Origin of the sequence: Pandoraea nosoerga (genome assembly GCF_902459585.1) — a bacterium.
Classification (GTDB): Bacteria; Pseudomonadota; Gammaproteobacteria; order Burkholderiales; family Burkholderiaceae; genus Pandoraea; species Pandoraea nosoerga.
In genome coordinates this window covers 97,018-110,381 of record NZ_CABPSC010000003.1, presented here as the reverse complement: position 1 = coordinate 110,381, position 13,364 = coordinate 97,018, and the positions used below count along the sequence as shown (strand labels likewise).

The following is a 13,364-nucleotide window of genomic DNA, read 5'->3' as shown; positions in this document are numbered from 1 at the left end:
TCTGCGTTCTTCCCTTCCCCCGGAACTCACGGACTCACTGGAGACATCCATGACGACCTATTCCAATACGCGCGCCACCGCCGCCACCGCCGCCACCGCCGCCACCGCCGCCACCGCCGCCACCGCCGCCACCGCGCACGCGCAGCGCTCGAAGAAAGGGCGCCTAGCCACGGCCAGCATGGTCGGCACCACGCTCGAGTGGTACGACTTCACCGTCTACAACACACTCGCCGCGCTGGTGTTCAACCGCCTGTTCTTCCCGTCGGTCGACCCGCTGGCCGGCACGATCCTGGCGCTCTCGACATACGCCGTCGGCTACGTCTCGCGCCCGCTCGGCGGCTTCGTGTTCGGCAACCTGGGCGACAAGATCGGCAGGCGCGCCGTGCTCGTGCTGACGCTCGTGGTCATGGGCGTGACCACGGGCCTCATGGGGCTGCTGCCGACGTATGCGGCCATCGGCATCTGGAGTCCGGTGCTGCTCGTGGCGCTGCGGTTCGTGCAGGGCGTTGCCCTCGGCGGCGAATGGGCCGGTGCGGTACTGCTCTCGGTCGAGCACGGCGATCAGCGCAAGCGCGGCCTGAATGCGTCGTGGACGCAGGTCGGCCCGTCTTTCGGCACGCTGCTCGCCACGGGCCTCATCGCGCTCATCACGCTGTCGATTTCGCCCGACGACTTCCTGTCGTGGGGCTGGCGCGTGCCGTTCCTGTTGAGCCTCGTGCTCGTGGCGTTCGGTCTGTGGGTGCGACGCGGCGTCGAGGAAACGCCCCTGTTCGAAGAGATGGCGCACTCGGATCGTCAGGCGCAAATGCCGATCGCCGACGTGTTCCGTTCGCACTGGCGCCACCTGCTGATCGCCGGCGGCTCGCGTATCGGCTCGGACGTGCTCTATGCGTTGATGGTGGTATTCACGCTGACTTACGTGACGGGCACGCTGCATCTGTCGCGTCCGCTGGCGCTCACCGCCGTGCTCGTCGGTACTGCGTTCAACGCGCTGACCGTGCCGCTGTTCGGCGCGCTTTCCGACAAGCTTGGTCGCCGGCCGGTGTATGGCTTCGGCGTACTGTGCGCGGCGATCTGGGCCTATGGATTCTTCGTGCTGCTCGACACGTTGAACCCGGCGCTGATCGTGCTGTCGGTGGTCATCGGTCTGGTGATCCACGCGATCATGTACGGGCCGCAGGCCGCTTTCGTCACGGAGCAGTTCCCGACGCGTGTGCGCTATGCCGGATCGTCGCTGGCCTACACGCTCGCCGGCATACTCGGCGGCGGCTTCGCGCCGCTCATCATCGTGAGTCTGTACAAGGAATACGGCACGACGGTGTCCGTGTCGCTGTACGTGACGGCTGCGCTGGCCGTCACGGCGATTGCGCTCGTCGCCGCACGCGAGACGGCGCACGAGCCGCTCAGGGACTGACTATTCCGGCGTCGACCAGACGACGTTCGCGCCCACGGAGCAGAGGTTTTCCACGAAGTGTGGGTGCGCACGTCGGATTGGCTGCGCGTTCTTGATCGTCGACTGGCCTTCGATGCTGGCCGCCACCATCAGCAACGCGATCGCCACGCGAATGATGTACGGGCTCTCCACCACGGCCGGCGTGAGCGGCACGCCGCCGAAGGTGATGAGGCGATGCGGATCCGACTGGAAGACATGCGCGCCGAATTTCGACAGTTCGGTCGACCAGCCCATGGCGCCGTCGTACACCTTGTTCCAGAACATGGCGCTGCCTTCGGCCTTCACGCCCAGCGCAATGAAGATCGGCAGCAGATCGACCGGGAAGTACGGCCATGGCGCCGCTTCGACCTTCGTCAGAATGTTCTGCGTGAACGGCGCCTGCACCTTGAGCTTGCCCTGCGCCGTGGCGGTGGACCAGCCGTCGCGGTGTTCGACCTTCACGCCGAACTTGGCGAACGTGCGGTCGATGAGCGGGAACTGCTCGGGCGCCGTGTTCTTGACCGTGATTTCGCCCCCGGTGATGGCGCCGAGCGCGAGAAACGTCGTGATCTCGTGGAAGTCCTCTGCGAAGCGGAATTCGCCGCCGCCGAAGCGTGTCACGCCCTCGATGGCGAGCTGCGACGTGCCAATGCCTTCGATGGGGACGCCGAGCATCTGCATGAAGCGGCAGAACTCCTGCACGTGCGGCTCGGAGGCGGCGTTGTTGAGTTGCGAGCGGCCGTTGGCGCTCGCCGCGCACAGCACGAAGTTCTCCGTGGTGGTCACCGACGCGTAGTCGAGCCAGTGGTGGATGGCGGGACGCGCGTCGTCGGCATGGATGAGCAGCGAGCCTTCGGTGCGCTCCACGCGTCCGCCGAAATGGCGCAGCACTTCGATGTGCGGGTCGATCTCACGCACGCCGAGCGTGCAGCCCTTGATGTTGTCCTCGATGCGCGCCACGCCGAAACGCGCGAGCAGCGGCGGCACCAGCATGATCGACGAGCGCATCTCTTCCGGCAGATGGTCGGTGCGCGGGTCGAATTTGGTGTTGCGATGGTGGAGCTCGAGCGTGCCGGTGTCGAAATCGACGCTCACGTCGCTGCCGAGCTGGCGAAAGATGTCGAGGATCTTGCGAACGTCGGTGATCTCGGGCACGCCGATGAGGCGCACCGGCTGGTCGGTGAGCAGCGTGGCGCACAGCACCGGGAGAACGGCATTCTTGTTGGCGGAGGGGGTGATGCGGCCGCGTAGCGGCTGGCCGCCGTGGACTACCAGATGGGACATGGGCTTCCTTCGGGCTTCATGCGTCAGGCGAGGGGGATCGGGCGTGGCGCCCGTCGCAAACAGGCGAAATATACCCCGATTGTGCAATGCGTGCGATGCGACCCCTGAGCCGTGGCGGGAATGCCGCGTCGGCTTGACGCGCGACGCATTCACACCACGCATTCACACACAACGGATTCGCGCGCGGCGGGCTCATGCGCGCGGCGCGCCTGTCGCGAACGCTTCGGCGAAGATGGCGCGAAAGTCGGGCGTCTCCGCGGCGGCGGCCCGCTTGAGCACGCGAGCTTCGAGCTCGTCGAGATGCGCGGTGGCAAGCGCTGTGGCGGCCGGTGTACGGCCCTCGCGCAACTGGCCCACGAGCCGGGCGTGCTCGGTCGGCGCGCAATGCATGAATTCGGCCGGATCGTACAGCGCCTTGTAGAGCTCGGTCTTGGCGACGAGCGCACGCGCGAAGGCATCGAGCTCGGCGCTGTCGGCCATGCCGATCAGTTTGAGATGGAACTCGCCCGCGAGCTGGATGGACCGCTCGTGCGTGCCGTCGGCATGCGAGCGCGCTTCCGTGGCGACGTGATCGTCCAGAATGGCGAGCTGGTCTGCGCTCAGGCGGCCGCAAATGCTGGCGATCACGCCAGTCTCGAGCACGCGTCGCGCCCGGTATGTCTGGCGGATGTCGTCGAGCGAGGGTTGCGGCACGAAGGCCCCGCGGTTGGGCTCGAGCACGAGCTTGCCCTCGAAGCCCAGTCTGGCGAGCACCTTGCGCACCGCGCCGCGGGTGCAGTCGAACGCCTGTGCGAGATTGCGCTCGCGCAGCGGCATGCCGGGGCGCAGCTTGCCGGAGAGCAGCGCCCGCGAGATGGCGGCGTAGACGCGCGCCTCGATCTGCTGGCCGGCGCTGCCCGGCGCGACGTCGCCCCGCTCGGGGCGCGCCGGCCCGGGATCTGCGCCGGACGGGGTGCCGGCGGGGAAAGCGTCGTGCGACGACGCCGGTGCTGCGGTGCGGCTCAAGCCTGACCTCCCTGAAAATCGTTCACCCCGCGAAACCCGGGCAGCGGGGCGCTCAAGCGCCGTTCGCTCGCCACCAGTCTGGCCGGCGCCGGACGGCGTCTCGTGCCGTTTCACATGGGCGTGGGGCGCATTGTACCCGTCCGAGGCGGCAGCCTTCGAATCGCGCCTTCGCCTTGTTTTCGTCTCGCTTTTGTCCCGATTGGCTTCAATTCGTCCCGCCAATCTCCCGGCCACGCTTTCATCACTCTCCCCGTTCTTTCTTTTTTTCCCGCTCTTCCTTCCCGCGCTCTCCTTCCCGCGCTCTCCTTCCCGCGCTCTCCTTCCCGTTAACTCTCGGTTAACCCTCGGTTTTCCTCCCTCCCGGCACACCGGCCTTGCATTCCGGCAAATCGTTACCGATAATGGTCAACAAAAATGGTTAACCATTTTGTTGTGTTTGGTTGATGATATGGCAATTCGACGCGACTTGTCAGCCACACCGGGCGCTCGCGAAGTGGACGAAGCCATGGCCGCGCCGCCCCCGCCGTGATACCGGTGGGGGCGGCGCCTTTTGAATTCCTTGGGGCTGGAGACGTCATGAAACCCGTACATTGCCTGGCCGCGCTGCCTGTCGCGGCCTTCTACGGCGGCGGTTGGCTCGCCGAACACGTCGGCACCCGGCTTGCCGGGCTGCCGTTCCTGATGACCTGGAACATCACCTGGTTGCTGCTGACCTCGCTTGTCATGGTGGTGATGTTCCGCTTCGACGGTTCGCGCGACGCGCCGCGCGCCGACCACCGCGACGGGGGCGCATCATGAATGCCGCGCTCGCCGTGATTGCGGCATTTCTGGCATTCGCGCTCTTCGTCGGGCTGCGCGCGCGTCGCGGGCGCACGATGAGTCTCGAGCAATGGGCTGTGGGCGGCCGCGGCTTCGGCACGCTGCTCGTCTTTCTCCTGATGGCCGGGGAGGCCTTTTCGACGTTCACGTTTCTGGGCGCGAGCGGCTGGGCCTACAGCAAGGGGCCGCCCGCGTTCTACATCCTCGCCTACGGTGCGCTCGCCTATCTGCTGGGCTACTGGATGCTCCCGGCGGCATGGCGTCATGCCACGCGCCACGGTTGCGTGTCGTTCTCCGATTTCTTCGCTACGGCGTACCGCTCGCGGGCGATGGGCGTAATCGTCTCGGTGGTGGCCGTGCTGGGCATGAGCGCGTTGCTGATCATCCAGTTGCGCGGGCTGGGCATCATCGTCTCCGAGGCGTCCTACGGCACGATTTCGCCAGCCCTGGCGATCTGGTGCGGGGCGATCGCGATGGTGCTCTACATCACCGTCTCGGGCATCCACGGCTCGGCGAGCATTGCGATCTACAAGGACATCCTGATTCTCGTGATTGCGGCTTTCCTCGGCATCTATTTGCCGCTGCACTACTACGGCGGCTTCGGCGAGATGTTCGATCGCATCGAAGCGGCGCGCCCGGGCTTCCTGCAGATGCCCACGAGCGGGCTGACGCTGTCCTGGTACAACTCGACGATCCTGCTCACGTCGCTCGGCTATTACCTGTACCCGTATGTCTTCACGTCGGTGTACGCGGCCAAGACCGAGAGCGCGGTGCGCAAGAACACGATTCTGATGCCGCTCTATCAGATGGTCATCGCCTTCATGTTCTTCGTGGGCTTCGCGGCGATTCTGCAAGTGCCGGGACTCGCGGGCGCCGACTCGGACCTCGCGCTGCTGCGCATCGTCAAGCAGACGTTCTCGCCGTGGTTCGTGGGCGTGATCGGCGGCGTCGGGGTGTTGACCGCGCTCGTGCCGGGTTCGATGATCCTGCTCAACGCGTCCACGCTGATCGCCAAGAACATCTACCGCGACGGCTTTGCGCCGCAGGCGAGCGATGCGTTCGTCGGCAAGCTGGCCAAGCGCGTGCTGCCGCTGTTCGGGCTGGTCGCCGTGTTCTTCGTGCTGCGCGGCGGGGCGACGTTCGTGGCGCTGGCGCTGTTCGCCTCGAGCCTGCTCACGCAGTTGTTCCCGTCGTTCGTGGCGAGCCTGCTGCCGCGTCCGTTCGGCAACAAGTACGGCGCGTTTGCCGGCATCGGCGCGGGGGCCGTCGTACTGCTGGCGGCAGTCGGCTTCGACGTCAACCTGCGCACGCTCTTGCCGGGCGCGTCGGCCACGCTCGCGTCGATCAACATGGGATTGGTGGCGCTTGCGGTCAATGGCGCGACCTTCGTGCTGGTGAGCCTGCTCACGCGCTCGCGCAACGTCGCCGCGTCGCTGGCGCAGGGCGCCTGAGGCGCCCCGGCCGCTTGACCGGCATGGCAGCTCGCCGCGCGCCCGTGCGGCGTTCTGCCTTTTCCGTTGCATTCATCGCTGCACATTGAAATTGAGGAACGCATGACAACACTGGACATTCGCAATGCACGCGCGCTCGACGGCACGCCGGTGGACGTGCGCGTCGCGCAGGGGCGCATCGTCGCGCTGGGCGCCTCGCTGCCCGCGACGAAGGACGCCGCGGCTAGGCGGATCGACGCGCGCGGCGCGCTGCTACTGCCGGGTCTCGTGGAGTCGCACACCCATCTGGACAAGACGGTGTGGGGCATGCCGTGGTACGTGAACGCGTGCGGCACGCGGCTCGTCGATCGCATCGACAACGAGCGCCAGTGGCGCGCGCAAAGCGGACACGATGCCGGTGCGGCGTCGCTCGCGCTGGCGCGCGCGTTCCTCGCCGCGGGCACCACGCGCTTGCGCACGCACGTCGATATCGACACCGACGCCGGCCTGCGCCATCTCGATGGGGTGCTCGCCACGCGCGACACGCTGGCCGATACGCTCGACATGCAGATCGTGGCGTTCCCGCAATCGGGCGTGCTCGACCGCGCCGGCACCCTCGAGCTGCTCGACGCGGCGCTCTCCCGCGGCGCCGACGTGCTCGGCTGGCTCGATCCGTGCGCGATCGACCGTGACCCGAAGGCGTCGCTCGATGCGATGTTCGCGCTCGCCGACAAGCATGGTTGCCCGGTCGACATCCATCTGCACGAGCCGGGCGAGATGGGCGTGTTCACGTTCGAGCTCATGCTCGAGCGCATTGCGGCGCTGGGCATGCAGGGCAAGGTCGTGGTGTCGCATGCGTTCTGTCTGGGCGAGCTCGATGCGGCGCGCGCGCAGGCCCTGCTCGCGCGTCTTGCGCAGGCGGGCGTGGCGCTCGTTACCACGGCGCCGCCGTCGCGCACGGTGCCGCCGCTGCTGGCATGCCGGCGTGCGGGCGTGGCGCTCGCCGGCGGCAACGACGGCATTCGCGATACGTGGACGCCTTACGGCTCGCCCGACATGCTCGAGCGCGCCATGATGATCGGACTGCGCTACAACCTGCGCCGCGACGACGAACTCGAGCAGATCGCGCTCGATTGCGTGACGCACCAGGGCGCGGCGGTCTGCGGTTTCGAGCACTACGGCCTGCAAGTCGGAGCGCGCGCCGACCTCGTGCTCGTGGACGCCGTCAATGCCGCGCAGGCTGTCGTGACGCGCGCGCCGCGGCGCTGGGTGGTGGCCAATGGTCGCGTCGTGGTGAGCGACGGTGTGCCGGCATGACGCTCTGGCTGGCCATCGTTGCGGTCGGGCTGACGCTCCGGCCCACGCTCACGTCCGTCAGCCCGCTGCTGCCGCAGATCCGCGAGGCGACCGGGATGACATATCCCGTGGCGGCGTTGCTGACGTCGCTGCCCGTGCTGGCCATGGGGGCGGGGGCGTTCGCCGCGAGCGGGCTCACTCGCCGGTTCGGCGAGCGCCGCGGCGTGCTGCTGGGCCTCGCGGCGCTGGCGTTGGCGTGCGGCCTGCGCTTCGTCGCCGACGACACCGCGACGATGATCGGCACCGCGCTGGCTTCCGGTGTCGGCATCGCGATCATCCAGGCGTTGCTGCCGGGTGTGGTGAAAGCGAACTTCAGCGCGGCGCGCATGACATCGATGATGGGGCTGTACTCGGCGGCGCTGATGGGCGGCGGAGGACTCGGCGCCGCGGTGAGTCCCTGGGTCGCCGCGCGGACGGACGACTGGCGCGCCGGGCTGGGCGTGTGGCTCGCGGTGGTAGGCGCGGCCGCGCTGGCGTGGTGGCGTGCGCCGCTCTCGCCGCTCTCGCCGCTCCGGTCGCTCTCGCCGATGGCGGCGCCGCCGCGCGCACCGACGCCTTCCACGGCGGAGGATCTGCGCGCCGCCTGCCGCGATGCGAGCGAGCGCACCGAGGGCGGTGCGCCTTCGATGCTCGCGTTGCTGCGCAAGCACCGGGCATGGACGCTCGCGGTGTATTTCGGGCTCATCAACTGCACGTACACGACGATGGTCGCGTGGCTGCCGCCGTTCTATCAGCAGCGCGGCATGAGCGCAACGCACAGCGGTGCGTTGCTCGCGTGGCTCACGGCATGTCAGGTCGTCGCGGCGCTGCTGCTGCCGTGGCTGGCGCGGCGCAGTGTCGACCGCCGCCGTTGGCTGGCGCTCGCGCTCGCCGCGACACTGGCCGGCGTGGTCGGCCTCGTGGTCGCGCCGCAGGCGGCCGCGTGGTGGTGGATCGGCGGCATCGGCTTCGGACTGGGCGGCACGTTTTCGCTGGGACTGGTGCTGGCGCTCGACCATCATGCGCAACCGCGTCACGCGGCGGCGCTGGCGGCCTTCATGCAGGGCGTGGGCTTTTGCATTGCGGCCGTGGCGCCGTTCGCGGCCGGCGCGGCGCGAGCGGCGACGGGCAGTTTTCTCCCGGCATGGATCGGGCTGATCGTGCTCAACGTGGCGCTGCTCGTGCTGACCTGGCGCTTCGATCCGGCGGGATATGCGTCGGCGCTCGGACTGTCGCGCGACACACGCGGTGCGCGTCCTCGGCGCGCCTGACGTGTGCGCGGCCCGTGGCGCGCGTTGCGCCCGCGAGACAGGTGTCGTCGATGCAAAAATCATGCGAGTTCCTTCGCAATCCGCGCTAAGATGATCCATCGTGTGATGTCGCAGCGGGACTTCGGCGCGAGACCGGTCCCTGGCCATCAGGCCGACTTGGCTGCAGGCCGCCAGATACCAAGGGAGAACGGATGCTCGGACTGTCGCGCAGGGCCGTGGGACGATCGATCGGGACGAAGCTCGTCGCGCTCGGCGCCTGCAGCCCCGGCGCGATCAGGCTCGCCTGCCTCGCGGCACTGATCCTCCTGACGCCGCCCGCCTCGGCTGCCGACACAGCCTTGCCCGGTACGCCCGCGCGGAATCCGGCGGCCGCCGCACCTTCCGCGCCTTCCGGGGCATCGGCTGCACCGGCCATCTCCTCACCCAACGCTTCGCCGCGACCGCCAACCGGCGCCGATCAACGTGTGCTGCGCAGCGACGGCGGCTACGTCAATCTCCATGTTTTTCGGCCGCCGTCGGCCTGCCATGGCGTGGCGGTGCTCAGCCCCGGCGCGGGCGACGACCGCGACGCGCTCGCGTGGCTGGGCCGCGCGCTCTCGCAATACGGTTGGCTGACCGTGACGATGGCGCACAAGGAAAGCGGCCGTGACTCGTTACGCGACCGTGTGCGCAACGGCGGGCTGCGCGATGGTTTGCTGGCACTCACTACGGACCCCGAAGCGTATGACGAGCGGCTGGAAGACACGGGCGCTGCGCTGCGCTGGGCGCGAACGCAGTGCCGTTCGGGACCGGCGGTCTTCGCCGGTCATTCGATGGGGGCGGCGACGGTCATGATCGAGGCGGGCGCGAAGAACAAGCTCGGGCTCGACAGCGACGATCGCTTCGAGGGCTATATCGCGTTCTCGCCCCAGGGTCCGGGCCCGGTCTTTCCGTCCGGGGCGTGGCACGGCATTCAAAAACCCGTGCTGCTCGTGACCGGCACGCGCGACGCGCCGCTCGATGGCAAATGGCAGACGCGCACCGTCCCATACGCCGATCTGCCGGCCGGTTGCCACTGGCTCGCGGTGGTCGATGGCGCGACACACTTCAATTTCGCCGGCTTCGGTTACGGGCATGGCGACGTCGAAGCCAAGGTACTGCCGCTGATCCAGCACTTTGTCGAGAACGTGCGCGGCCATCGATGCAGCGTGCCCACGCCCGCGCCCGGCGTGAAGCTCGACGCGAAGTAGCGGCCATGGCGCAAAGGGATCTCACGCGCGGCCCGATCGGCAGGACCCTGTTCTGGTTCTCGCTGCCCGTGCTCGGCAGCAACGTGCTGCAGTCGCTCAATGCCTCGATCAACGCCATGTGGATCGGCCACTTCCTCGGTGAGTCGGCGCTGACTGCGGCGTCGAACGCCAACATCCTGCTGTTCTTCCTGCTGGGCGTGGTCTTCGGCATCAGCATGGCCAACACCATCCTCATCGGCCAGTCCATCGGCGCGAAGAACCACGTGCTCACGCAGCGCATCGTCGGCACGAGCGCCTCGTTCTTCGTGCTGATGTCGCTGGCGGTGGCCGTATTCGGCTATGTCTTCACGCCGGAGCTGCTCGATGCGCTCGGCACCCCGGGCGATGCGCGCGCGTTCGCCGTCTCGTACCTGCGCATCATCTTCGTGGCCTTGCCGGTGATGTACTTCTACAACTTCGTGATGATGGCGTTGCGCGGGGCGGGCGACGCGCGCACGCCGTTTCGCTTCATGCTGCTCTCGGTGGGCCTCGACATCGCGCTCAACCCGCTCTTCATCTTCGGGTGGGGACCGGTGCCCCCATTCGGCATTGCGGGCTCGGCGGGCGCCACGCTCGTCGCGCAGACGCTGAGCCTCGCCGCGCTGATGTATACCCTTTACCGGCGGCGCGATCCGCTGTGGTTGCAGCGCAAGGACTGGCGCTATCTGCGCATCGACGCCGGGCTGTTGCGGCTCATCGTGGTGAAGGGCCTGCCGATGGGCTTGCAGATGGTGGTGATCTCGTCGTCTGCGATGGTGATGATGGGCTTCGTCAACGGCTACGGGTCGCAGACGACGGCCGCCTACGGGGTGGCGTCGCAGTTGTGGACTTACGTGCAGATGCCGGCGCTGGCCATCGGCGCGGGCGTGTCGTCGATGACGGCACAGAACGTGGGGGCGGGACTGTGGGAGCGCGTCTCACGGATCGGACGCGTGGGCGTGGGGCTGAACTTCGTCATGACCGGTGTGCTGGTCGCGGCGATTCTGCTCTTCAACCGGCAGTTCATGAATGCGTTTCTGCCCGGCGACGGCTTTGCCATCTCGCAGGCGCAACACATCAACACCGTGGTGGCGTGGTCATTTGTGCTGTTCGGCGTGACCATCGTGCTCTTTGGCGTGGTGCGCGCGACGGGCGCGGTCACGGCGCCGCTCGTGATCCTGTTCGTGTCGCAATGGGTGATCCGGCTGCCGTTCGCGTGGCAAATGCAAAAAACGTGGGGCGCCGAGGCGATCTGGTGGAGCTTCCCGCTTGGCTTCGCCGTGTCGCTCGTGATGGCGCTCGCGTACTACCGCTGGGGTAAATGGCGCGGCGTGCGAATGCTCTCGGCGGGCGGCCGACCGCCTGTGGCGCCGGTCGAGGATGCCGCCAGCGCACCTGCCGGCCCGCCGCCCGCGCCATTGCCGCCGGAACCGGGGGCAACGGCGACAACGGCGGCGGCGCCCGCCAAAAACGAAAATCCCGAAGAACGGCGGTAAGGCGTCAGGTATAGGCGGCGCCATCTCTCTTCATTCGCCGCACGTGGCGGGTCATTGTGGGGCGTGCGTCCCGATCCAGGGGCGTGCCGACGCCGCCAGCGAAATCCTCAGCCAGTTCAGCAGCGCCTCGCGGGCCGGATGCCGGTCGAACGGTTCGCGCGCGAGTGCGACGTATGCGGAGCCGTCGCGCACGAAGCCGTGGGGAGCGGTGAGGCGCCCGGCGCTCAGTTCGTCGCCGACCATGTACACCGATCCGATGGCGGCGCCCAGTCCGGCGCCAGCGGCTTGCAGGCTCAGATAGAAGTGCTCGAAGGGGGGCGGCGCTGCGTCCGCGTCGAAGCGGGGCAGTGTGTGAGGCGAAGCGCCGGCGCGTTGCATGGCGCGTTGCCAGTCCTGCCACGCGTGAGGCCGGGTTCGCGTGTGGAGTTGCGCGCGGCCGAATGTCGCGGGCAGCCCGACCGGGCCGATCCATTCGTCCGCGAGGGTTTCGGCGACCAGCGAGTGACCCCAGAAGAAGTCGTTGCGGCGGATGGCGACGTCGACGCCTGCACTCGCCAGATCGAGCGGGCCGCCGGCCGAGTGCAGGTGAAGGGCGATATCGGGATGAGCGTCGGCGAAAGCGGCGAGGCGGGGGATGAGCCAGCGCATGGCAAGGGTGGGCTCGCACGAAACGACGAGCGGCTGGGTCCGCCGGGCGGGTTGGAGGCTGGCGAGCGTCGAGTCGAGCTGTTCGAAGATTTGCCGCGTGGTGGCGTGGAGGCGTTCGCCGGCGGGCGTGAGGAAGACCGCGCGGTTGCGGCGCTCGAAGAGGGGAAGGCCAACGGCAAGTTCGAGCGAGCGGATCTGGCGGCTGACGGCGCCGTGGGTGACGAACAGGCGGTCGGCGGCTCGGGCGAAGCTGAGTTCGCTGGCGGCGACATTGAACACATGGAGCGCATTGAGGGGGAGTGGGCGGTTCATGCGTGAGAAATTATCACGGATTCCCTTGCGAAAAGATCGTTTTGGCCGCGGGGCGCGCCGATGGAAAATACGCAACCGGGCGGTCGGAAAATGAAAAGCGCAAGTGGGATGGCGTGAAAGCGGGAAAGGCCGCCGCGCATTCCCGGACAAGGTGAGAAAAACTCATGCAAGAGCTATTGGCGGTAATGACGATCACGATATTGGCGGTGATCAGCCCGGGACCCGATTTCGCGATGGTGACGCGTTCGAGTTGGCGGCACGGACGTCGTGCGGGTTTGTGGGCGGCCTTGGGTATTGCGGCGGGGGTGCAGGTGCACGTCTTCTACACGTTGGTGGGTGTGTGGCTGCTGATTGCCGAAGTGCCATGGTTGTTCACTGCGATCCAATGGGTGGGGGCGGGATACCTCGTGTACATCGGCTGGCGGACGTGGCACGACCGTTCGTCGGTGCTGGACGTGACCGAGGAGGACGCCGGAGCGCAGGGCGGCGCGGCGAGCGTGGCCGGCGCTGCAGGCGCTGCAGGCGCGGTTTGCCGGGGAGAGGCGAAGGGGGCATTTCGCGCCGGATTCCTTACCAACGCCTTGAACCCGAAGACCACCTTGTTCGTGGTGAGCACGTTCACCCAGGTCGTGCACGCGGGCACGGGTTGGCAACTGGGCGCCGCCTACGGTGCGTTCATGTCGTTCGCGCATTGGGCCTGGTTCAGCCTCGTGGCGCTCGGGTTTTCGGCGGGCTGGTTGCGTGCCGCGATGTTGCGTCGGCAGCGTCTGGTGAGGCGCGCCATCGGCGGGGCGTTGATGGGGCTCGGGGCAATGTTGGCGCTGGCAAATCGGTGAGGCGCGAAGCGCTGCGTCGATCGGCACGGACTCTCGTCCCATGTGGGGCTAGCCGGACGCGAATGTCGTTCGAACAAGGCGAGTGCCTGACGCCGGAATGACGCAACCTGGAAGATAAAGCCGGGGCAAGCCTGCAAAAGCCATCCTTAAAAGCCATCCTTTTTTCGCCGTTTCCGCTCGTTTTTTCCCTCGTTTTTTCCCCCGTTTCTCCCCTCGTTTTGCCCCTTGGTCACAAATCGTCACAAATTT

The 13,364-nt window shown here is 67.6% G+C and carries 11 protein-coding genes; 8 read left to right on the top strand and 3 right to left on the bottom strand.

What is annotated here, in order from left to right; genetic code table 11:
* Positions 1-49: 49 nt before the first annotated feature.
* The gene (locus tag PNO31109_RS05410; protein ID WP_150554621.1) at positions 50-1,414 is read left to right on the top strand and encodes an MFS transporter; all 1,365 of its coding nucleotides are present in this window, start codon (positions 50-52) and stop codon (positions 1,412-1,414) included.
* On the opposite strand, the gene PNO31109_RS05405 is transcribed toward PNO31109_RS05410, so the two are convergent.
* Positions 1,415-2,716, bottom strand: a complete 1,302-nt coding sequence (locus PNO31109_RS05405; RefSeq protein ID WP_150554620.1) for a UDP-N-acetylglucosamine 1-carboxyvinyltransferase — start codon at positions 2,714-2,716, stop codon at positions 1,415-1,417.
* Positions 2,717-2,908: 192 nt separating this feature from the next.
* The gene (locus PNO31109_RS05400) at positions 2,909-3,721 is read right to left on the bottom strand and encodes a GntR family transcriptional regulator (protein ID WP_241013910.1); all 813 of its coding nucleotides are present in this window, start codon (positions 3,719-3,721) and stop codon (positions 2,909-2,911) included.
* A gap of 576 nt (positions 3,722-4,297) precedes the next feature.
* Between PNO31109_RS05400 and PNO31109_RS05395 the strand changes: the two genes are divergently transcribed.
* From PNO31109_RS05395 to PNO31109_RS05370, 6 genes are all read left to right on the top strand, one after another.
* Positions 4,298-4,519 carry a DUF3311 domain-containing protein gene (locus tag PNO31109_RS05395; protein WP_150554619.1) on the top strand — a complete coding sequence of 74 codons (222 nt, stop codon included), beginning with the start codon at positions 4,298-4,300 and terminating at the stop codon, positions 4,517-4,519.
* Positions 4,516-5,991, top strand: coding sequence for a sodium:solute symporter family protein (locus tag PNO31109_RS05390; protein ID WP_150554618.1), 1,476 nt, complete (start codon positions 4,516-4,518; stop codon positions 5,989-5,991). Before PNO31109_RS05395 ends, PNO31109_RS05390 begins: the two co-directional genes overlap by 4 nt.
* Positions 5,992-6,093: 102 nt before the next feature.
* A complete protein-coding gene (locus PNO31109_RS05385; RefSeq protein WP_150554617.1) occupies positions 6,094-7,287 on the top strand; it encodes an amidohydrolase family protein in 1,194 nt (397 codons plus the stop codon).
* Entirely contained in the window at positions 7,284-8,576 is a 1,293-nt protein-coding gene (locus PNO31109_RS05380) for an MFS transporter (protein ID WP_150554616.1), read from the top strand. The genes PNO31109_RS05385 and PNO31109_RS05380 overlap by 4 nt, the downstream gene beginning before the upstream one ends.
* 464 nt (positions 8,577-9,040) lie before the next feature.
* Positions 9,041-9,805 (top strand): alpha/beta hydrolase family protein, encoded by a 765-nt coding sequence (locus PNO31109_RS05375; RefSeq protein ID WP_150554615.1) that lies wholly within the window; start codon positions 9,041-9,043, stop codon positions 9,803-9,805.
* A gap of 5 nt (positions 9,806-9,810) precedes the next feature.
* The gene (locus tag PNO31109_RS05370; protein ID WP_241013909.1) at positions 9,811-11,319 is read left to right on the top strand and encodes an MATE family efflux transporter; all 1,509 of its coding nucleotides are present in this window, start codon (positions 9,811-9,813) and stop codon (positions 11,317-11,319) included.
* 51 nt (positions 11,320-11,370) lie between these two features.
* Here the strand turns inward: PNO31109_RS05370 and PNO31109_RS05365 are convergent, their stop codons facing one another.
* A complete protein-coding gene (locus PNO31109_RS05365) occupies positions 11,371-12,429 on the bottom strand; it encodes a LysR family transcriptional regulator (RefSeq protein ID WP_244958130.1) in 1,059 nt (352 codons plus the stop codon).
* A gap of 14 nt (positions 12,430-12,443) precedes the next feature.
* Between PNO31109_RS05365 and PNO31109_RS05360 the strand changes: the two genes are divergently transcribed.
* The gene (locus tag PNO31109_RS05360) at positions 12,444-13,115 is read left to right on the top strand and encodes a LysE family translocator (protein ID WP_150554613.1); all 672 of its coding nucleotides are present in this window, start codon (positions 12,444-12,446) and stop codon (positions 13,113-13,115) included.
* Positions 13,116-13,364: the final 249 nt, after the last annotated feature.